The 20959-nt window shown below is 64.4% G+C and carries 20 protein-coding genes; 11 read left to right on the top strand and 9 right to left on the bottom strand.

From position 1 onward, the window contains the following. The first annotated feature begins 27 nt into the window (after positions 1 to 27). Positions 28 to 2373 (top strand): aldehyde dehydrogenase family protein, encoded by a 2346-nt coding sequence (locus ACGYK7_RS02960; protein ID WP_394398824.1) that lies wholly within the window; start codon positions 28 to 30, stop codon positions 2371 to 2373. Between the two features lie 56 nt (positions 2374 to 2429). On the opposite strand, the gene ACGYK7_RS02955 is transcribed toward ACGYK7_RS02960, so the two are convergent. The 6 genes from ACGYK7_RS02955 to ACGYK7_RS02930 form a co-directional block, all read right to left on the bottom strand. Continuing rightward, positions 2430 to 3752, bottom strand: a complete 1323-nt coding sequence (locus tag ACGYK7_RS02955) for a M16 family metallopeptidase (RefSeq protein WP_394398822.1) — start codon at positions 3750 to 3752, stop codon at positions 2430 to 2432. Next, a complete protein-coding gene (locus ACGYK7_RS02950; protein WP_394398820.1) occupies positions 3749 to 5095 on the bottom strand; it encodes a M16 family metallopeptidase in 1347 nt (448 codons plus the stop codon). The genes ACGYK7_RS02955 and ACGYK7_RS02950 overlap by 4 nt, the downstream gene beginning before the upstream one ends. Before the next feature lie 64 nt (positions 5096 to 5159). Continuing rightward, the gene (locus ACGYK7_RS02945) at positions 5160 to 5672 is read right to left on the bottom strand and encodes a DUF3035 domain-containing protein (protein ID WP_394398818.1); all 513 of its coding nucleotides are present in this window, start codon (positions 5670 to 5672) and stop codon (positions 5160 to 5162) included. Between the two features lie 52 nt (positions 5673 to 5724). Continuing rightward, positions 5725 to 6213 carry a signal peptidase II gene (gene lspA / locus ACGYK7_RS02940; RefSeq protein WP_394398816.1) on the bottom strand — a complete coding sequence of 163 codons (489 nt, stop codon included), beginning with the start codon at positions 6211 to 6213 and terminating at the stop codon, positions 5725 to 5727. Positions 6214 to 6228: 15 nt separating this feature from the next. Continuing rightward, positions 6229 to 7815: a bifunctional phosphoribosylaminoimidazolecarboxamide formyltransferase/IMP cyclohydrolase gene (purH, locus tag ACGYK7_RS02935; protein WP_394398814.1), complete on the bottom strand. Its 1587-nt coding sequence runs from the start codon at positions 7813 to 7815 to the stop codon at positions 6229 to 6231. Positions 7816 to 7831: 16 nt separating this feature from the next. Then, the gene (locus ACGYK7_RS02930) at positions 7832 to 9580 is read right to left on the bottom strand and encodes a heparinase II/III family protein (RefSeq protein ID WP_394398812.1); all 1749 of its coding nucleotides are present in this window, start codon (positions 9578 to 9580) and stop codon (positions 7832 to 7834) included. A gap of 165 nt (positions 9581 to 9745) precedes the next feature. On the opposite strand from ACGYK7_RS02930, the gene ACGYK7_RS02925 reads away from it, so the two are divergent. Further along, positions 9746 to 10495, top strand: a complete 750-nt coding sequence (locus ACGYK7_RS02925; RefSeq protein ID WP_394398810.1) for a phosphate/phosphite/phosphonate ABC transporter substrate-binding protein — start codon at positions 9746 to 9748, stop codon at positions 10493 to 10495. Positions 10496 to 10498: 3 nt separating this feature from the next. On the opposite strand, the gene ACGYK7_RS02920 is transcribed toward ACGYK7_RS02925, so the two are convergent. Further along, positions 10499 to 11770 (bottom strand): RsmB/NOP family class I SAM-dependent RNA methyltransferase, encoded by a 1272-nt coding sequence (locus tag ACGYK7_RS02920; protein ID WP_394398808.1) that lies wholly within the window; start codon positions 11768 to 11770, stop codon positions 10499 to 10501. Positions 11771 to 11969: 199 nt separating this feature from the next. Here ACGYK7_RS02920 and ACGYK7_RS02915 point away from each other — a divergent pair, with 199 nt between their 5' ends. Next, a complete protein-coding gene (locus ACGYK7_RS02915) occupies positions 11970 to 12170 on the top strand; it encodes a DUF1674 domain-containing protein (RefSeq protein WP_271689916.1) in 201 nt (66 codons plus the stop codon). 5 nt (positions 12171 to 12175) lie between these two features. Here the strand turns inward: ACGYK7_RS02915 and ACGYK7_RS02910 are convergent, their stop codons facing one another. Then, the gene (locus ACGYK7_RS02910; protein WP_394398806.1) at positions 12176 to 12535 is read right to left on the bottom strand and encodes a dihydrodipicolinate reductase; all 360 of its coding nucleotides are present in this window, start codon (positions 12533 to 12535) and stop codon (positions 12176 to 12178) included. Between the two features lie 80 nt (positions 12536 to 12615). Beyond that, entirely contained in the window at positions 12616 to 13434 is an 819-nt protein-coding gene (gene dapB, locus ACGYK7_RS02905; protein ID WP_394398804.1) for a 4-hydroxy-tetrahydrodipicolinate reductase, read from the bottom strand. 96 nt (positions 13435 to 13530) lie between these two features. Between dapB and rbfA the strand changes: the two genes are divergently transcribed. The 8 genes from rbfA (at position 13531) to ACGYK7_RS02865 (ending at position 20918) form a co-directional block, all read left to right on the top strand. Next, the gene (rbfA, locus tag ACGYK7_RS02900; protein ID WP_394398802.1) at positions 13531 to 13974 is read left to right on the top strand and encodes a 30S ribosome-binding factor RbfA; all 444 of its coding nucleotides are present in this window, start codon (positions 13531 to 13533) and stop codon (positions 13972 to 13974) included. Further along, positions 13971 to 14717 (top strand): phosphodiester glycosidase family protein, encoded by a 747-nt coding sequence (locus ACGYK7_RS02895; protein ID WP_394398800.1) that lies wholly within the window; start codon positions 13971 to 13973, stop codon positions 14715 to 14717. Before rbfA ends, ACGYK7_RS02895 begins: the two co-directional genes overlap by 4 nt. 78 nt (positions 14718 to 14795) lie before the next feature. Next, positions 14796 to 15722 carry a tRNA pseudouridine(55) synthase TruB gene (truB, locus tag ACGYK7_RS02890; RefSeq protein WP_394398798.1) on the top strand — a complete coding sequence of 309 codons (927 nt, stop codon included), beginning with the start codon at positions 14796 to 14798 and terminating at the stop codon, positions 15720 to 15722. Positions 15723 to 15728: 6 nt separating this feature from the next. After that, positions 15729 to 16265, top strand: a complete 537-nt coding sequence (locus tag ACGYK7_RS02885; protein WP_394398934.1) for a DUF1643 domain-containing protein — start codon at positions 15729 to 15731, stop codon at positions 16263 to 16265. A gap of 62 nt (positions 16266 to 16327) precedes the next feature. Next, on the top strand, positions 16328 to 17290 hold the full coding sequence (locus ACGYK7_RS02880) for a calcium-binding protein (protein ID WP_394398796.1): 963 nt from the start codon (positions 16328 to 16330) through the stop codon (positions 17288 to 17290). A gap of 168 nt (positions 17291 to 17458) precedes the next feature. Further along, a complete protein-coding gene (rpsO, locus tag ACGYK7_RS02875) occupies positions 17459 to 17728 on the top strand; it encodes a 30S ribosomal protein S15 (RefSeq protein ID WP_067266742.1) in 270 nt (89 codons plus the stop codon). Between the two features lie 282 nt (positions 17729 to 18010). Continuing rightward, a complete protein-coding gene (pnp, locus tag ACGYK7_RS02870) occupies positions 18011 to 20152 on the top strand; it encodes a polyribonucleotide nucleotidyltransferase (protein WP_394398794.1) in 2142 nt (713 codons plus the stop codon). Positions 20153 to 20213: 61 nt separating this feature from the next. Beyond that, positions 20214 to 20918 (top strand): glycosyltransferase, encoded by a 705-nt coding sequence (locus ACGYK7_RS02865; RefSeq protein ID WP_394398792.1) that lies wholly within the window; start codon positions 20214 to 20216, stop codon positions 20916 to 20918. Positions 20919 to 20959: the final 41 nt, after the last annotated feature.

Raw genomic sequence — 20959 nt, 5'->3', positions numbered from 1 at the left:
GGAAGGTATTTGGAAAAGGATGAAGGCATGAGCGTGTCCGACATATTCGAAAGCATGGAATACGGGCCAGCCCCGGAATCTGCGGCAGATGCGCTGGCGTGGATCGTCGATCAGGGCGGGCGGTTTGGCCATTTCATCGATGGCGCCTTCACCGCGCCGGGGGCGGGTTTTGACAGCACAAACCCGGCGACGGGTGAGGTCTTGGCCAGTCTGACGCAGGCGTCTCAGGGCGATGTGGATGCCGCCGTGAAGGCAGCGCGCAAGGCGCAGCCCAAGTGGGAGAAGCTGGGCGGCCATGGCCGGGCGCGGCATATCTATGGGTTGGCGCGGCTGTTGCAGAAACACGCGCGGTTGTTTGCGGTCTTGGAGGTCTTGGACAACGGCAAGCCCATTCGTGAGGCGCGCGATATCGACGTGCCCTTGGCGCAGCGGCATTTCTATTATCACGCGGGCATGGCGCAGTTGATGGAGAGTGAACTGCCCGATGCGCAGGCGCTTGGGGTTTGCGGGCAGATCATCCCGTGGAACTTCCCCCTGCTGATGCTGGCGTGGAAGATCGCGCCAGCACTGGCGATGGGCAATACCGTGGTGTTGAAGCCTGCGGAATACACCTCGCTGACCGCGCTTTTGTTTGCGGATATCTGCCGTCAGGCGGGCCTGCCCAAGGGTGTGGTCAATATCGTGACGGGCGATGGCAGCGTGGGCGAGATGATCGTGGGCCATGAGGATATCGACAAGATCGCCTTTACCGGCTCCACCGCCGTTGGCCGCCGCATTCGCGAGGCGACGGCGGGGTCCGGCAGGGCGCTGACCTTGGAGTTGGGTGGCAAATCGCCCTACATCGTTTTCGACGATGCCGATCTGGACAGCGCTGTCGAAGGATTGGTCGATGCGATCTGGTTCAATCAGGGTCAGGTCTGCTGTGCCGGGTCGCGCTTGCTGGTGCATGAGCCGGTCGCGGATCGGTTCTATGCCAAGCTGCGTGCGCGGATGGAGAAGCTGCGCGTCGGCGATCCCTTGGACAAGAGCATCGACGTGGGCGCGCTGGTCGACCCGGTGCAATACCAGCGGGTGAGCGAGATGGTCGAGGCCAATACCGCCGGCGAGCGTTTCGTGACGCCGGGGGCGATGCCCGAGAATGGCTGTTTCTATCCGCCCACCTTGATCACCGGGCTGAACCCTGCGGACCGGTTGATGCAGGAAGAGATTTTTGGGCCTGTGCTGGTCTCGACCACATTCCGCACGCCCGGCGAGGCGGTGCAGTTGGCCAATAACACGCGTTACGGTCTAGCGGCGACGGTCTGGACCGAGAATGTGAACCTCGCCCTCGACATCGCACCAAAGCTTGAGACAGGGATCGTCTGGGTCAATGGCACCAATATGATGGATGCCGCAGCCGGGTTCGGCGGCAAGCGCGAAAGCGGCTTTGGCCGCGAGGGCGGTTGGGAAGGTCTGGCGGGCTATACCAAGCCCAAAACGGCGGGCAAGCCTTTGAAGGAGATCGAAGCCTTCGCCGGTGAGGGTGCGCCGGAGGATGGGATCGACCGCACCGCGAAGCTTTATATCGGTGGCAAGCAGGCGCGGCCCGATGGCGGCTATTCCGCGCCGGTCTGGGGCAAGTCCGGTGGGCTGTTGGGGCATGTGAGCCTTGCCAATCGCAAGGACCTGCGCAATGCGGTCGAGGCGGCACATGCGGCGAAGGGTTGGTCGAAAACCACCGGCCATCTGCGGGCGCAGATCCTGTACTACATTGCCGAGAACCTTTCCGCACGCGGCGATGAATTCGCCGCACGTCTGGATGCGATGCAGGGTACGAAGACGGGCCGTCGGGAGGTCGATGCGGCCATTGACCGGCTTTTCACCTATGCCGCTTGGGCCGACAAATACGACGGTCAGGTGCACGGCGTGCCGATCCGCGGCGTGGCGCTGGCGATGAAGGAACCGGTGGGCGTGATCGGCGCGCTGTGCCCTGCCGAGGCGCCTTTTCTGGGGCTGATCTCTTGCATGGCGCCGGCCATCGCCATGGGCAACCGGGTGATCCTCTCGGCCTCCGACCCCTTCCCGCTGGCAGCGACGGATTTCGTTCAGGTGCTGGAGACATCGGACGTGCCCGCAGGCGTGGTGAACATCCTGACCGGGCCGCAGGCGGATCTGGCCGAGGCGATGGCGCGTCATATGGATGTGGATGCGGTTTGGTCCTTCGGCGCCGCGGCGCTGTCCGGCATTGTCGAGAAAGGGGCCGCGAGCAACATCAAACGCAGCTGGGTCAACCACGGGATGGCGCGGGATTGGTTTGGGGCCGAGGGTGCGGGGCGCGACTTTTTGCAGGCCGCGACCGAGGTCAAAAATATCTGGGTGCCCTACGGCGAGTAACGTCCACCGCCCGACCGATGCAGAAGCGCCGCCCCCTTTCGGGCGCGGCGCTTCTTTCATTCCTGTGCCGTGTCTGTGGCCTCTAGCCCCTCGGGCTGACCGACGACGACGAAATGCAGGTTTTCAGGCTCCAACAGCTCGGCGGCGACACGTTTGACATCTTCGAGCGTAACCGCCTCGACCCTGTCGTTGCGGGTGGCGATATAGTCGGTCGGCAGGCCCAGCATCTGCATGCCGACGAGGATGTTGGCGATGGGCGTGTTGCCGTCAAAGCGCAGCGGATAGGCACCGGTGATATAGGTTTTCGCGGCATCCAGTTCCTCTTGCGTGATGCCTTCGGCGGCGGCCTTGGCCCATTCGGCGCGGATCACCTCGATCGCCTCGGCGATGCGGTCATTGGCCGAACTGACGGAGCCGAGATAGGTCTCGGCCAGATCGCGCGGGGCGAGGTAGGAATAGACGCCATAGGTCAGGCCACGTTTCTCGCGCACCTCGGTCATCAGCCGGGATTCGAAACCGCCGCCGCCGAGGACGTGGTTCAGCACCGTCGCGGTGAACCAATCGGGATCGTCCTGCGCGAGGCCGGGCTGACCAAAAAGCGCGACGGACTGCGGCGTGGCGAAATCGACCACCGTGGTGCCGCTGGGGATATCGACCTCGGCCCGGGGTGGCATCGGCGCGCCTTCGGCGGGCAGCCCGCCCAACAGTTTGTCGAGCATCTGGCCCAATTCCTCGGGTGTGATGTCACCCACCGCGCCGACGATGATGCGGTCCCGCGCCAGCACCGCGCGATGCGCAATGCGCAGATCGTCACGGGTCAGGCCCGCGACGCTTTCCAACGTGCCATTCAGCGAACTGCCATAGGGGTGATCCCCAAAGGCGATCCGGTCAAAGGTCTGTTGAGCGATCTTATCGGGGTCTTTCTGGTTCGACTGGATGTTCGATATCACTTGGCCGCGCACCCGCTCGATAGCGTCTTCGTCGAAACGCGGTTCCAGCAGGGCCGCGCGCAGAAGGTCGATCGAGGGCGCGCGGTTCTCGGTCAGGAAACGCGCGGACACGGAAAGCGCATCGTCCGAGACGTCAAAGCTGAGGTTCGTAGCCAGCGCTTCGGTCGCGCGGCTGAAGGCGCGGGCGTCCATCTCGCCCGCCCCCTCTTCCAAGAGGCCGGTCATCAGGTTGATCGCGCCGCGTTTGCCGGGGGCATCGAGAGACGCGCCGCCACGGAAACGGATTTCCAGCGCCACGAAGGGGATCGAATGTTCCTCGACCAGCCAAGCGGTGATGCCGCCGGGGCTGGTCACCTCCTGAATATCGACTTCGGCGCGGGCGGGGAGTGCGGCAATTACCGTTAGGATCAGGGCGTAGATCAGTCTCATTGCGCGTCCTCCTTCATCAGCCAACCGGTGACCGATGTGCGTTCGTCGAACAGGTCGCGGGCGGCCTGCATGATGTCCTCGGCGGTGACGGCCTGAAGCACATCGGGCCAGACCTGCACGTCTTCGACCGTGAGGCCGATGGCGAGGGCCGAGCCATAGCGATGCGCCACGCGGTCCGCGTCATCGCGGGCGTAGATTTGATCGGCGCGCAACTGCGCCTTGAGACGATCAAGGTGTTCCGGGTCGACACCGGCCTCCATGAATTGCGCGAGCGCCTCGTCCAGCGCCTCTTCGGCCTGTTGCAGGCTGACGCCGGGCACGGGCAGCACGACAAGGTCAAAGGTCGTGTCGTCCAGCGTGTCGGCCTTGTAGAAGGCGCCGGTGTAATTGGCGATCTGCGCGTCGAACTGCAGTTTCTCGGCAAGGTAGGACGTGGTGCCGCCGCCCAGCAATTCACTAAGCAGCAAAAGCGCCGCCGCTTCCTCCTGTTCGCCACTGTCGCGTTCCTGCGCAAGGTACGACCGCCGGACATAGGGCTGGGCCACGCGGGCGTCTTTGTAGATCAACCGGCGTTCGGCGATCTGGGGCGGCTCTTCGGTGCGCAGACGTTCCGGCAAGGCGGGGTTGGCGGGGATTTGGCCATAGGTGGCCTCGGCCAGTGCGCGCACTTCTTCCGGTGTCACATCGCCCGAAACCACGAGGATCGCGTTGTTGGGCGAGTAGTAGAGTTCGTAAAACGACAGGGCGTCTTCAAGGTCCAACCCCTCCATCTCATGTTTCCAGCCGATGATCGGCACGCCGTAGCGGTGGTTGAGATATTGCGCGGCGTTAAGTTGTTCGCTGAACAGCGCGGCGGGGTTGTTCTCGGTCCGCTGGTTGCGCTCTTCGAGGATCACATCGCGTTCGGTTTCGATGTTCTCAGGGGTCAGACGGATGTTCTTCATCCGGTCGGCCTCCATCTCCATCATCAGGCCAAGGCGGTCTGCCGCGACGCGCTGGTAATAGGCGGTGTAATCGTAGCTGGTGAAAGCGTTGTCGCGTCCGCCATTGGCGGCCACGGTGGCGGAAAATTCGCCCGCTTCCAGCTTGTCGGTGGCTTTGAACAGCAGGTGTTCGAGGAAATGCGCCACGCCGGAGGCGCCTTTGGGCTCATCCGCCGATCCTGCGCGGTACCAGACCATTTGCTGCACGACCGGGGCGCGGTGGTCTTCGACGACCACGACCTCCATGCCGTTATCAAGGGTGAAATGGGTGACCGCTTCGTTCTCGGTCTGCCCCGCCTGCGCGGCAGGGGCGGTGAAAAGCGTCGCCACCAGGGCCGCCATCATCGGCAGTCGGATCATTGCTTACCTCGAAATATATCGCCTGCCGCATTACCTACGCGGTCTGGCGCTACTTTCAAGAAGCCTAGCGAAAACGTGTGTCTTGTGGCGGGTAAGACGGCGTGCGCCCGCCAGCCCTGCGCCAGCGCTCCGCCTCGTTATGGGGGTCGAGGATTTGGTTCTTGTAGGCTTGGCCGTAGCGGTCGACGGGCACGATGCGGAACTGAGTAAACCGGCCCTTGCGCTTGCGGAATTTCGCGTCGGCCTCGGCCAAGCTTGCGCGGATGCCGGGCTGCACGCCCATCCGGCTCGCATGTTGGACCAGCGCTGCATCCCCCGCCGGAATGCCAGCAGAGGTATCCAAACGCCCGCCGAATGCCGCGACCCCTTCGGCCACTGCCGAGCGGTCGGTCAGGTTCGCCTGCCCCGGCGCAGGCGTGGGCAGGGTGTTCAGATCGTCGGGACGTTCCAGAGGCTTGACCGGTTGGATCAGGAACTCGTCCGGCCCGTCAGAAGTCGGCTGCAAATCGCGAAGGCCCTGATTGCTGCAGGCGGCGAGGGCCAGCGGGATCAAGCTGATGAGGGCAATGCGGCGCATGGTGTCTCCTTTCGGGGTCTGCTTGTTCAATATCGCAGGCAAGCGGGCAATGTCACTGACCTTTTTTGCCCCGGTGTTTGGGCGCGTTTTTCGGCTCTCCGGTAAAGAGGATCAGCCCCAAGGCCCCGGCAAAAATAAAGACATCCGCCAAGTTATAGACGAAAGGGTTGTCGATGCCGCAGCAGGAGTTGTTCAGAAAATCCAGCACATAGCCGTAGACCAGCCGGTCGGCCACATTCGCCAGCGCCCCGCCGACCAGCAGGCCACCGCTGAGCTGCGCCCAACGCCCATGCGGGCTGCGCCAGAGCCATAGGGTGACGCCCGCGCAGATCGCCAGCGCCACCACGATCAGCACCCATTGGCTCATGTCGCCGCCGAGGCCAAAGTTGATGCCCCGGTTTTCCCCATAGCGGAAATTCAGCACCGGCGGCAGCACCTCGATGGAGCGGACACGCGCCAGTTCCATCATGTGAATGACCACATATTTGCTGATCTGGTCGATCAGAAAGGCCACGAAGGCCGCGATGCCGAATGTCCGCATGGGGCTTCCCTTCGCTTAGTGCCGGAAGTGGCGCATGCCGGTGAAGACCATGGCAAGCCCCGCCTCATCCGCCGCCGCAATCACTTCGTCGTCCCGCATCGAGCCGCCGGGCTGGATCAGCGCCGTGGCGCCGGCCTCTGCCGCGGTGATCAGACCGTCCGCGAAGGGGAAGAAGGCATCAGAGGCCACGACCGAACCTTGGGTCAGCGGGGCGTCGATCTCCATCACCTCGGCCATGTCTTGGGCCTTGCGCGCGGCGATGCGGGTGCTGTCCACGCGGCTCATCTGACCCGCGCCGACGCCTACGGTCGCGCCGTCCTTGACGTAGATGATGGCGTTGGATTTGACGTGTTTCGCCACGGTCCAGGCAAAGAGCATGTCGTCGAGTTCCTGATCCGAGGGCTTGCGCTTGGTCACCACTTTCAGGTCGTCGCGGGTGATGCGGCCCACGTCCTTGTCCTGCACAAGGAAGCCGCCCGAGACCTGACGCACCGCCAGTTCGGCGGCGGTCGGATCGGCGAGCCCTTCGGTGGTCAGCAGGCGCAGGTTCTTCTTGGCGGCGAAGATGCGTTTGGCATCCTCGTCCGCGCCGGGGGCGATGACGACTTCGGTGAAGATCGCGGCGATGGCCTCTGCCGTCGGCCCGTCCAGCGGCTGGTTCAGCGCGATGATGCCGCCAAAGGCCGAGGTGCGGTCACAGTCGAAGGCGCGGGTGTAGGCTTCCAGCAGCGTCTCCCCGCGCGCCACGCCACAGGGGTTGGCATGTTTGATGATGGCGCAAGCGGGGCCATCCTTGGGGTCGAACTCGCTGACCAGCGCAAAGGCCGCGTCGGTGTCGTTGATGTTGTTGTAGGACAGTTCCTTGCCCTGATGCTGCACCGCGTTGGCCAGACCGGGCGCGGTGGAACCATCGGTGTAGAAAGCCGCCTGCTGGTGCGGGTTCTCACCATAGCGCAGGGTTTGCGCGAGCGTGCCGCCAAAGGTCCGGCGGCGCGGGGTGCCTTCGACTTGCTCGGCCATCCATGTGCTGACGGCGGTGTCATAGGCGGCGGTGCGGGCATAGGCGGTCTGGGCCAAACGCTGGCGCAGGGCATAGGTGGTCTGGCCGTCGTTGGCCTCCAGTTCGGCGATGACCTCGGCGTAATCCTCGACATCCACCACCACATTGACGAAACCGTGGTTCTTGGCCGCCGAGCGGATCATCGCCGGGCCGCCGATGTCGATGTTCTCGATCACCTCGGCGTATTCCGCGCCCTTGGCGACGGTCTCCTCGAAGGGGTAGAGGTTCACCACCACCAAGTCGATCGCGCCGATGTTATGTTCATTCATCGCGCCAACGTGTTCGTCATTGTCGCGCAGGGCCAGCAGACCGCCATGCACGACCGGGTGCAGCGTTTTCACCCGCCCGTCCATCATCTCGGGAAAGCCTGTCACATCGGCCACATCCAGAACCTCAAGCCCCGCGTCGCGCAGCGCTTTCGCGGTGCCGCCGGTGCTGAGCAACTCAACGCCCCGCGCCGCCAAAGCCTTGCCAAGGTCCAAAAGACCGGTCTTGTCGGATACGGAAAGCAGGGCGCGTTTGATGGGATAGAGGTCGGGCATGGGGCTGGTTCCTTGGTCAGTCTTCATCAGCATAGGGATCGTCGATCGACAAATCTCGCACGCCAATCGCAGTTTCCTGCGCTTTTGACAACGACCAGCGCACCCGTGTGGCATAGTTCATGGCATAGCCCGAGAGCACGATCTGCTGCGCGGCGCGCGGTTTCAAGCGGGTCGTCTCAAGGTAAACCCCCGGTTCCAAAGACAGATTATGCGTGCCGTCATGGCGAAACACCCAAATCTCCCCGCTTTTGAGCGCCATGGATATTGCAGCCCCGCCAAGGTCCAGCGTGGCATCCACATCCGGATGCAGGTGAAAACGGATGTCGAAAGGCACGCCCTTCGACTGGGCGGCGCTCAGCACTTTGTCAAAGCGCCGCTTCTCCGCCGCCTCTATCGCCAGCAGCATATCCTCCCCCGAAAGGCCGCGCCCGTTTGCGGTGAGGTCGAGCCGCCGCGCATGGGTCAGCCCGTGGCTGCGCAAATAGGCATCATGCGCGCCCTCGAAACGCAGCCCCTCCGCCGCCTCTCCAATCTCGACGGGCACATGGCGCGGGCCCGCGATCAGCGCCTCTGCCCCGCTATGGGGGTCGGGCTCTGCCAATCGCGCGCTGGAATGGCCGACGAGCGACAGGGCCGAATGCGACGGCGTGGCCCGCCCCGCCCGCCGCCATTCCAGCCCGAAAGACGCGCCGGAGCCGCAGTTCACCACCAAGGGCCGCCGCCCCGAGGTCAACTCAAACGCCAATGTCGAGGCATGGGCGTTGCCCGAGGCCGCGCCCCCCGGTGGAGCCGCCGCATCGACGATCACGCTGGTGCGTCCTGCCGACAGTCTTGCAAAGCCCATGGCCAGCCCATCGGGCTGCCGCGTCCTGACCTTAGCCGCCGCCAGCGCGTGGTCCAACCAGCCCTCCATGCCGCGCCCGCCGCCATGAAACCGCGCCAGCGCCCCATCCGCATGGCGCAGGCTGCGCAGGGTCGGCGCGATGCGCTCGATCGCGGTGAGTTGCGCCTTGGGCGTGCTGCGTCCCGCATCGCTCAATGCGGCGGCGGCCCATGTCAGCAGGGTGAAGACGGCGAGCAGTTCCTCGGGGTTGCGCGTGGGCAGCCCCCCTTCGGCGTCGATCTGGCTGGCGCATTCCCGGGCGAGGGCTTGGACAGCCGGATCGGCCAATTCCGCCAGCCCCTCCAGCGACAGGCTGGCATAGATCAGCCCGGTCAGCGCCTCGAAACGCGGCAAACCGGGGGCCGCCCCGCGCCAGCGTTTCGACAAGAACCGGGTCTGCCGTTCGAGGGATCGGTAGAAGGCATCGCTCTGCTCGGTCTCGGTCCCGCGCAGCAGGAAAAGCGCGTGGTTGATCCAACGGATCAACCGCCGCCCGGTCAGCGCCGGGGTCCAGCCCGGCCCCTGTCCGCGCCCGAAGCGGTCAATCCAGCCCCAAAGCCACGCCTGCGCCGCCCCCCGCGCCCGCGCATCACCCACGGCGGCGAGGTCATCGAGCCACGCAAAACCGTGCAGCTCTGCGGCAAAGGCGGGGTCAGGCGGGGTCAGATCCCACATGGCGGTTTGTGGCGCGGTCAGCAGGCTGCCGGCAAAGAGGTAATTGCCCGCCATCAACTGCCGCCCCCGCGCGAAAGAGCCAATGGTCCGCGGCTCGGGCGAAGAGGTGAACGCGACGACCCGCCCCCGGCCCCGGGTCGCACGCCAAGCGTGGAAGCGGTTCAGAAACCGCGCCCTGCGGGCCATGACGCTGGAAAGATTAATCATATCAAGCTGCCCCTGACGCTCTGCTGGCGTTTGGCGGCAGCATAACCGCGGCCCCACAATGAGTCACCGGATTTTCCCCGCGCGCCGGGGGATCGGCGGGGAACCGACGCTTGCCCCGGCGCGGCGGCGCGGCCTAAAGTTGAACACCCCCAAGCGGAGCCGCCGATGATCGCCAGCCTGATGATGTACCTGCGCCCCGAGACCGCCGAGGCGACAGGCCGCTACTGGGCCATGATCTCTGACGCGCTGCGCGCGCAGGGCACCCCGGCCCCGGAAAGGCTGAGCAATGATGCCGAGGAATTCGCTGTCTGGACCGCGCCCGACCTCGTGCTCTCCCAGACCTGCGGGATGCCTTACCGCCTTTGGCTGCACGACCGCGTCACGCTGATCGGCACGGCGGACTTTGGCGTCGAAGGCTGCCCGCCGGGGTATTACAACAGCGTCTTCGTGGTCCGCGCCAATGATCCCCGTGAAACAATTTCCGATTTCCGCGCCGCGCGTTTCACCTACAATCAGACATTCTCGCAATCAGGCTATGCCGCGCCACACGCGCATTGCCGGGCGCGGGGCTTTTGGTTTGAAAATCGCAGTCAAAGCCATGGGCACCGCGCCTCGGCCAAAGCCATCGTCGAGGCCCGCGCGGATATTGCGGCGCTGGATGCGGTGTCTTGGCGGCTGATCGAAAGCCATGACGCTTTCGCGGGCGACCTGCGGGTGCTGGAACGCACGGCCCCTACCCCCGGCCTGCCCTATATTGCAGCGGCGAATGCCGATGCGGTGGCGACCGCCGCGGCGGTGCGCGCCGCCATTGCCGGGCTCATGCCCGAAGACGCGGCCACGCTGGGGCTGCGTGGGCTGATCGACATCCCAAAAGCGGCCTATCTCGCCATGCCCTCCCCGCCCGACGGGGCATGAGGATTAGCTCTTGCGCAGACAGGCGATGTAGAACCCGTCCATCCCACCTTGATCGGCCCAGAAATCCGGGCGCAGGCGCAGCCCGCCCTCTTCGGTGTGCCAATCGGCCTCGACGCCGGGCACGTCCAACGCGGCGGTGTCGACGGTCATGTCGCCTTGGCGCTCCAAGGCTTCGTCGACCTGCACCTCGCCCTCGTCCGGCAGCAGGCTACAGGTGCAGAACACCAGCCGCCCGCCGGGTTTCAGCAAGCTCCAGGCATGGTCGATCAACTCGGATTGCAACTCGATCAGATCGCCGAATTCCGATCCATCCTTGGCATAGGGCAGATCAGGATGGCGGCGGATGGTGCCGGTGGCGGAGCAGGGCGCGTCCAGCAGGATGGCGTCGAATGTGCCCTGCACGGCGCGCGCGTCTTTGGTCAGCGTCTTGGCCTTCAGCCCGACGCGGGCGAGGTTTTCCTTCACCCGCTGCATCCGGGGGTGCGACTGGTCGACGGCGGTGACGACCGCCCCCGCAGCGGCAAGCTGCATGGTCTTGCCCCCCGGCGCGGCGCAGAGGTCCAGCACCGTCTCGCCCTCTTTCGGGGCCAGCACCCGCACCGGGATCGCGGCGGCGGCATCTTGCACCCACCAGTCGCCCTCGGCAAAGCCCGGCATGGTGGAGACCTGCCCGGCATCCGTCACCCGAACGGAGCCTGTCGGCAGCAGCGTGCCGCCCACCGCCTCGGCCAAGGCGGCAGCATCGCCCTTGGCGGTCAGATCGAGCGGTGCACCCGCGAAATGCGCCTGTTCCATCGCGGCCATGGCATCGGTGCCCCAAGCCTCGGCCAGCGGTCCGCGCAGCCATTTGGGCAGGCGCGGCGCGCGTAGGGCATCCCATGCCTCGGGCCCCTGAGCGGCGATCTTGCGCAGCACGGCATTGGTCAGCCCCTTGAGGTGGCTCAGCGTGCGATGTTGCGACACGAGGTTCACCATCGCATTGACCACCCCATGCGCGGCCCCGCCCTGACAAAGCTCAACCGTGCCGACGCGCAACACATTGCGCACGGTCAGCGGCGGCGCCTTTTGCAGGTGCTTTTGCAGCAACCGGTCCGCCCGTTCCAACCCGCGCAGCGTGTCCTGCGCCAGACGTTGGGCACGGGCGCGGTCATCCGGGGGCAGCTTGTCCAGCGCCCCTGCGGCAAGAAGCTCGGACATCAGCCGCGGCTCATCGCCCAAAATCTGATCCAGCAGATATACCGCGCTTCTGCGGGCCTGAACGCCTGTGTCTGCCATGGTCATGTCCTATCTGGGTCTCGCTTGAGGGGTTGCCGGGTTGTCTGGGCCAGCGGGCGACGTATATCAAGGGAGAACTTGGCTCAAGAGGACCATGATGCCCGATCAACGCCCCATTCCCGACAGCAAACCCGGCCCTGATCCCACGCCCAGCCCCGCGCCGGACCTGCCCCCGCAGCCCAAACCGGGGCCGAAACCGATCCCCGACACGCCGCAAGACCCGACGCCAGCCCCCGGCCCCGACCTGCCTGCCGCCGCCCAGCGCGCTTTGGCCGAGGCCGCCGCCCGGCGTGAGGCGGCAGCCGCGCTCGACATGCCCACCGAACTTGGCGGACGCGATGGGCCAGAGCCTGTGCGCTATGGCGATTGGGAAAAGAAGGGCATCGCCGTCGACTTCTGAGCGCCCTAGCGCAGGGTCAGCACCGCCGCCTCTCCCGCGCCCCTGTCAGAGGTGAAGCGGAGTTTCGCACCATCGCGGGCAACCAATTGGCAGTTATAACCCAGATCCTTGCCGCCCCAGACCAGCGTGCGGCAGAAATAGCCGTCTTTCCACGACCACTTGCCGGTGACCTTCCAAACCGCGCCCTTGCCGGAAATGCTCCCACCAGAGGTGACCCGCAGATCGACCAGCGGGCGGGTCAGCCTTTTGCCATTCACCGCGGCGACGAAGTCTGACTTGTTTTGAATACGGGCATATTCCGCCGCAGCGGGCAGACCGACAGCCGCAAGCATCGCTGTCACGGTCAGTGCAAAGGTAATCTTCATCGAAACCTCCCTTGGGGGTGAGTTGCCTGAGGCACTCACGTAGCCGAGGAAGGTAAAGTTTCAGATAATTTGCCTGCGCCTCAGCCCTTCAGGCCCAGCACATCCAGCATGTCATATTCACCTGGCGCTTTGCCTTGCCCCCAAAGCGCGGCCTTGAGTGCCCCGCGGGCGAAAAGCGCGCGGTCCGAGGCGACATGGCGCAGGATGATCCGCTCTCCGGCGGCGGCGAACATGACATCATGTTCCCCCACGATATCGCCGCCCCGGATTGCGGTGAAACCGATATCGCCCTTTTGCCGCGCGCCGGTGATCCCGTCGCGGCCCCGGTCCGAAACATCCGCCAGCTTGACCCCGCGCCCTTCGGCGGCGGCTTCGCCCAGCATCAATGCGGTGCCCGAGGGGGCGTCGACTTTCTGATTGTGGTGCGATTCGATGATCTCGATGTCGTAATCCACGTCCAGCGCGGCGGCGACCTGTCGGGTGAGCTGCGTCAGCAGGTTCACGCCAAGGCTCATATTGCCCGCGCGGACAATCACGGCCCCCTGTTCGGCGGCGGGGGCAAGCTGCGCGATCTCATCCTCGGTCATGCCGGTGGTGCCGATGACATGGACGATCCCGGCCTTGGCGGCCTCACCGGCGAAAGCGATGGTGGCCTGCGGCGCGGTGAAGTCGATCACGGCCTGCACCTTGCCAAACGCCTCTGCCGCATCGTCTGTCACGGTCACGCCCAAAGCCGTGCCGCCCATCGCCTCGCCCAGATCGCGGCCGATCCAGTCATGGCCCGGACGCTCCAACGCCGCGGCCAGATGCATTTTGTCGCTGGCGATGATCTCACGGATCAACATTTGGCCCATGCGGCCAGAGGCGCCGGTGACGGCAATGCCGGGGGTCTGTGTCATACTCGGTCTCCTGCGGTTCTGGCCGTGACTGGCAGGGCCGGTTTAGCCCGTCGCGGAGCGCTTGGCAAAGTGCAACCGAAGCTCTAGATGGGGGGCATGGCAAAGAACAAGTTTCATGAGGGCCCCGGCCCGTCACAACGACAACTCCGCGTGGGCGAAACCGTCCGCCGCGCCTTGTCCGATGTTCTCGCACGCGGGGATGTGCATGACACCGATCTCAATCGGATGTCGATCACCGTGGGCGAGGTGCGCATCTCTCCCGATCTCAAGATCGCCACGGCCTATGTGCTGCCCTTGGGCGGGGAAGGACAGGACGAGGTTCTCAAACTGCTGGCCCGCAACAAAAGCGAATTGCGCCGTCAGGTCGCCAAGAAACTCACGCTCAAGTTCTCGCCCGATCTGCGCTTTCAGTTGGACCAGACCTTTGACCGGATGGACGATACCCGCCGCATGCTGAACCAAGAGGTGGTGCGCCGCGATGCGGAGGCCCCCGATGACGACGGCGCCGGCGATAGCGCCGACGGCGCGCCGGAACAGTGATCCGCGCGGGCCTGATCGCATTCGCGCTTCTGGCGCTGAAAGGCACGCCTGCGGACGCTGCCGAATGCCGCAACATCACCTTTGACGGCAGTTCCTACACGATCTGCGAAGTCGATCTGAAGCGGGATGACCTGCGGCTCTTTCTCAACAATGACGCGGGCGCGCCCTATGGGTTCTTCGGCTCGCTCGACGAGGCGCTGAAGGCGCAGGGGCTGCGGCTTGGCTTTGCCATGAACGCAGGCATGTACCACGAAGACCGCTCTCCGGTCGGGCATTACATCGAAGAGGGGGTCGAGGCGCGCGGCGTGATCGACAGTGCTGGCCCCGGCAATTTCGGCCTGCTGCCCAATGGGGTCTTTTGCCTGCGCGAAGGCCGCGCCGATGTGATCGAGACCAAGCGCTATCTCAAGGCCAAACCGAACTGCCGCTTTGCCACGCAATCGGGGCCGATGTTGGTGATCGACGGGGCGCTGCACCCGCGATTCCTGCCCGACAGCACTTCGCGCTATATCCGAAACGGGGTTGGCACAACGGCAGATGGCAAACGCGCGGTTTTCGCGATTTCCAACGACGTGGTCACCTTTCACGAATTCGCCCGGCTCTATCGGGATGAGTTGGACCTGCCTAACGCGCTGTATTTTGACGGCAATATCTCGCGCCTGCGGGCACCGGGCCTGCGCCGCAGCGGGGCGGGTTTTACCACCTTGGGGCCGATCGTAGGCATCGTCACGCCCGCAAAGTAAGCTTTTCCGCGCATGGGGGCTGGGCAGCGCGGCGCGGCTCCGATAGAGGGCAGCACCACAAAAGCGAAGGGGCAAGACATGGCACGCAAACGCAAGGGTCGCGATATTTCCGGTTGGCTGGTGGTGGACAAACCCGCTGGCCCCACCTCGACCGCCGTGGTCAATAAGGTCCGCTGGGCGCTGGAGGCTAAGAAGGCGGGCCACGCAGGCACGCTCGACCCCGAAGCGACCGGTGTTCTGGCCATTGCCTTGGGCGAAGCAACCAAGACCGTGCCCTATATCACTGACGCGCTCAAAGCCTATGAGTTCACCGTGCGGCTCGGCATCGCGACCAATACCGACGACGCCGAGGGCGAAGTCATCGGCACTTCCGACCTGCGCCCAGATGATGCCGCGATCAAGGATGCGCTGAACGGCTTCATCGGTGACATTCAGCAGGTGCCGCCGCAGTTTTCCGCTGTGAAGATCGACGGACAACGCGCCTATAAACGCGCCCGCGACGGCGAGGAGATGGAAATCGCCGCCCGCCCCCTCTGGGTGGAAAGCCTGCTGCTGGTCGACCGCCCCGATGCCGATCACGTTACGCTTGAAATGGTTTGCGGCAAGGGCGGCTATGTCCGTTCCATCGCGCGTGATCTGGGGCAGAAGCTTGGCTGTCTCGGCCATGTGCGCGAATTGCGCCGCACATGGTCCGGCCCCTTCGAGGCGGCCAACGCCCTCACGCTGGCGCAGGTGGACGAACTGGCCCGCTCGCCGGAACTCGACACCTATCTGTTGCCGCTGACCGAAGGGCTGGCTGAGTTGCCCGAGGTCAAAGCCACCCTCGAAGGCGCCACCCGCCTGCGCAACGGCAACCCCGGCATGGTCATCGCCCATGACGTGGAATATGGCGATGAATGCTGGGCCTCGCTCGACGGGCAGCCCGTCGCCGTGGGCCGCTTCAAGGCGGGCGAGCTGCACCCCAGCCGGGTGTTCAACCTGTCACCGGATGCGAATGAGGGCTGAATGGCCCTGATCACCCGCAGTCACACCAAGGGCGACGCGCCTTCGACCGCGGTCTACTCGGCGTGTGAGCAATACCGCTACAGCCTCACCCGGGTCTGGGAGACAGGCGCGCCACGGGTGATGTTCGTGATGCTGAACCCCTCTACCGCGACCGAGATGCAGAACGACCCGACGGTCGAGCGGTGCGAGCGTCGGGCGCGGGTGTTGGGCTTTGGCGGCTTCCGGGTGACCAATATCTTCGCTTTCCGCGCCACCGACCCGCGCGACATGCGCGCCGCCCCCGATCCCGTCGGCCCCGACAATGACGCCACGCTGGTCGAGGGGGCCGATTGGGCCGACCGCATCATCGCCGCATGGGGCGTGCATGGTGCCCATCTGGGCCGCGGTCTCGCCGTCGCGGCTCGGCTGGCTGAGGGGGCAAAACCGCTCTATCACCTCGGCCTCTCCAAGGCCGGGCATCCGCGCCATCCGCTTTACCTGCCCTACACCCAAGAGCCGGTTCTGTGGCAGCCCGAGCCCCCGGCGCGGGCAGGCATCGGTTAACCATTTCCACGCTATTCCTTTGATTTTACGGCTACGACATGCCCTTTTGAGGGAGGGATGATGTGTGGGGCATCAAGCAATCAACGGTGGAACGGCGGATGTTGTGGCTGGCTGGAGTAATGGGTCTGATGGCGGTTGGCGCCGTCACTTTCGTGGAAATCGAAACACCGCCGGAGGACGCGTTGCCGGAGGGGGACAGCCCGCGCGGCGACACCACCACGGTCGGAGATATCCTGTCGGGCAGCGATGACGGTGAGACGGTGCAGGGCGGCCCCGGCGACGACCAGTTTGGCGGCTACGGCGGGGATGACCTGCTCCATGGCAGCGACGGGAATGATGACCTGCACGGCCATGGCGGCAACGATACGCTTCAGGGCGGCGCGGGCGGCGACATTCTGCATGGGAATGACGGGGATGACGACCTCTTCGGCGGGGCGGGCAACGACAGCCTCTTTGGCCATAACGACGATGACTTTCTCTATGGCGGGGCGGGCGACGATGCGCTGCAAGGCTCGGCGGGGGATGACCTGCTGGAGGGCGAAGCCGGAAACGATGCCCTGCAAGGCGGGCTTGGCGACGATGCGCTGCGCGGCGGCGCGGGCGAGGATACGCTTTTTGGCGGCTGGGGCGACGACACGCTCACCGGGGCGGATGACCTACAAAGCCCCGATTTCCTGAACGGCGGCAGCGGCGACGACCTGATCGTCGCGGGCGCCGGGGATGTGGTGACCTCGGGCGACGGCACCGATCAGATCGCCTTGGGAGACTGGATCGGCCAAGGCGGGGCGGCGGAGATCACGGACTATCACGCGGCGGACGATTCGCTGCTCTTCGTCTGGGACGACAGCAGCGCGGACGGGGCGGAACCGCCGCTCTCGATCCTGCCCGACCCGGAGGATGCGGGCCAAACCCTCGTCCTGTTGGACGATATCATTGTCGCGCGGGTGGCGGGGGACAGCGTCACGCTGGACGATATCGCGCTGATCCCACTCTCTGCGGCCTTCGACCTCGGCCTCGCGGCCTAAGGCGGGCCGAAGCCCATGCGCAAATCACCCTTTGCCAAAGGCGGAAATTCCTCCTATACGCCCCCATCGCCTGCTGATTCCGTCAGCGGGTGATATCTCCATGGGCCTGCGCTGGACGACATCCCGGCCTGTGCCATCCACTTTAACTCTTTTCGAAAGGAGACCCCGATGTCGATCACTGCTGAAGAAAAAGCAAAAGTCATGAAAGAATTCGGCACCAAGGAAGGCGACACCGGTTCGCCCGAAGTTCAGGTTGCCATTCTGACCTCGCGCATCACCACGCTGACCGAGCACTTCAAGACCCACAAGAAAGACAACCACGGCCGCCGTGGTCTTTTGAAAATGGTCGCGACGCGCCGCAAGCTGCTGGATTACGTTAAGGCCAAAGACGAGTCCCGCTACCAGGACTTGATCAAACGCCTCGGCCTGCGCCGCTAATCGCGCGCAAGCCGCCGGAAGTTCCGGTGACAGGACGACCAAAACCTCCCGGCCCCCGCCGGGAGGTTTTTTGTTGCGACCAGACCGGGGAGCGCTGCGGCGGAAAGAACCCGCCGCTTATGGCCCCGGGGCGACAGAACGCTTCCCATTTGCCATGAAAACATGTATGCCCGCGCAATCTGAAATCCGGCGCCCGGACTCCAGCGCCTGAAAAAGAAGATACCGGAGTCAGGGGCAATACGGCCCCTATGCAATGGCCAATGGGCCAAAAAGGAAACGTAGATGTTTAATGTAACGAAAAAATCGATCCAGTGGGGCGAAGAGACGCTGACACTGGAAACCGGTAAGGTTGCCCGTCAGGCGGACGGGTCGGTGATTGCCACGCTGGGTGAGACCAGCGTCATGGCCAACGTGACGTATGCACGTCAGCAAAAGCCCGGGCAGGATTTCTTCCCCCTGACCGTGCACTACCAAGAGAAATACTACGCCGCCGGTAAAGTACCGGGTGGCTTCTTCAAGCGTGAGGCCCGCCCGACCGAGAAGGAAACCCTGACCGCGCGTCTGATCGACCGTCCGATCCGCCCGCTCTTCGTCCCCGGCTTCAAGAACGAAGTTCTGGTGATGTGCACCGTGCTGAGCCACGATCTGGTCAACGACCCCGACATGGTCGCCATGATCGCCGCCTCCGCCGCGCTGACGCTTTCGGGCGCGCCCTTCATGGGTCCGATCGCGGGCTGCCGTGTGGGCTACGAAGGTGGCGACTATGTGCTGAACCCGACCATCGACGACATGCAAGACCTGCGCCTGAACCCCGACCAGCGCCTCGACCTCGTGGTCGCCGGCACCAAGGACGCGGTGATGATGGTCGAATCCGAAGCCTATGAGCTGTCGGAAGAGGAAATGCTGGGCGCGGTGAAATTCGCCCATGAGCAGATCCAGCCGGTCATCGACCTGATCATCGATCTGGCCGAGGAAGCCGCGAAAGAGCCTTTCGACTTCCAGCCCGAAGACTACTCCGATCTGTCGGCTGCCGTGAAAGCCGCTGGCGAAGACGAAATGCGCGCCGCTTTCGCGATCGTGGACAAGCAAGAGCGCACCGCCGCCGTTGCAGCCGCCCGCGAAACCATCAAGAGCAAGCTCACCGAAGAGCAGCTTGAGGACAAGAACCTCAGCTCCGCGATGAAGGGTCTTGAGGCCAGCATCCTGCGCGGTGACGTGGTGAAAACCGGCAAGCGCATCGACGGCCGTCGCACCGATGAGATCCGCGACATCGTGGCCGAAACCGGCATCCTGCCGCGGACCCACGGCTCAGCGCTCTTCACCCGTGGTGAGACCCAAGGCCTCGTTGTGACCACGCTCGGCACCGGCGACGATGAGCAGTTCATCGACGCGCTGCACGGCAACTTCAAATCGAACTTCCTGCTGCACTATAACTTCCCGCCCTACTCGGTCGGCGAAGTGGGTCGCGTGGGCCCTCCCGGACGCCGCGAAGTCGGCCACGGCAAGCTCGCATGGCGCGCCCTGCAGGCGGTTCTGCCCGCGGCGACCGACTTCCCCTACACCATCCGTCTGGTCTCCGAGATCACCGAATCCAACGGCTCCTCGTCGATGGCCTCGGTCTGCGGTGGCTCCCTGTCCATGATGGACGCGGGCGTGCCACTGAAATCGGCCGTGGCCGGTGTGGCCATGGGTCTGATCCTCGAAGATGACGGCTCCTACGCGATCCTGTCGGACATCCTGGGTGACGAAGACCACCTTGGCGACATGGACTTCAAGGTTGCGGGCACCGAAGCCGGCATCACCTCGCTGCAGATGGACATCAAGGTCGCCGGCATCACGCCCGAGATCATGGAGAAAGCCCTGGCACAAGCCAAAGAAGGCCGTATCCACATCCTTGGTGAGATGAACAAGGCGATCTCCGGCGCCGCGGACTTCTCCGTCCACGCCCCGCGCATCGAGACCATGCAGATCCCGACCGACAAGATCCGCGAAGTGATCGGCTCGGGCGGCAAGGTGATCCGCGAGATCGTCGAGGTTTCCGGCGCCAAGGTCGACATCAACGACGAAGGCACCATCAAGATCGCCAGCCCCAACGGCGAAGCGATCAAGAAAGCCTATGACATGATCTATTCGATCGTGGCCGAGCCCGAAGAAGGTGCCATCTACACCGGCACCGTCGTGAAGATCGTCGATTTCGGCGCCTTCGTGAACTTCTTCGGCAAGCGCGACGGTCTGGTGCATGTCTCCCAGATCGAAAACCGCCGCCTGAACCACCCTTCGGACGTTCTGAAGGAAGGTCAGGAAGTGAAAGTCAAGCTTCTGGGCTTCGACGATCGCGGCAAGGTGCGCCTGTCGATGAAAGTCGTCGATCAGGAGACCGGCGAAGAGATCACTGCCGAGAAGAAAGAAGCGGCAGAAGGTTAAGTAAAACCTGCTGCGGACCCTCACCGGGGTCCGCAGTTCCCCCCTCAGGGCAGTACGAGACATGCGCGCAGAAGATCTGGTCACGATTTGCATCACCATGGGGCTGCGCCCCGATGTCTTGCAACAAACACTCGAAAGCCTCGGCCCCGAGCTGCGCAAGCTTCCGATCATTGGCATCAATGACTTCGGCGATGCCGAAACCAGCGCGGTCTTCGACCAGCTTTGCCCCCACGGGCAACGCATTGACCTGGGCAAACAGGTCGGCCATCACCCCGCCGTCGATGCCATGTATGCCAAGGTGCGCACACCTTATGTCTTTCACATGGAAGACGATTGGAAGTTCACCCGCCACGATTTCCTCGACGATGCGCTACGGCTGCTCGAAGCGCATCCCGATGTCTCTTCGGTCTGTTTCCGCGACACCGATAACTTCTTCATCGAAGACGCGGCCCGCGCCCAGATCGTCAGCGAGGAATGCGCCGGGATCCCCTATGCCCGGATGGATGCGCTCAGCCCCAAATGGTACGGCTATACCTTCAATCCGCATCTGGCCCCGCTCTCCCTTTGGAAAGAGGTCGGCGGCTTCAGCGGTTTCAAACGCGAAAGCCACATCTCGCGCCAATTGCGCAAACAGGGTAAATTCACCGCTTTCCTGAAACCCGGCGCTTGCCAGCACATCGGCTTTGTCAGCGTCGCCCACAAACCGCCCTCCGCCTTCAAACGGTTCAAGAACTGGCTGCGCGGCAGACCCACCCCCAAAGTTTAATCCGCAAAGGCCTGTCATCGCCCCGCGCGCCACAGGAATGA

Source organism: Sulfitobacter sp. 1A15299, from assembly GCF_043556915.1.
GTDB lineage: Bacteria > Pseudomonadota > Alphaproteobacteria > Rhodobacterales > Rhodobacteraceae > Sulfitobacter.
This window is presented reverse-complemented; position numbering and strand designations above follow the sequence as displayed.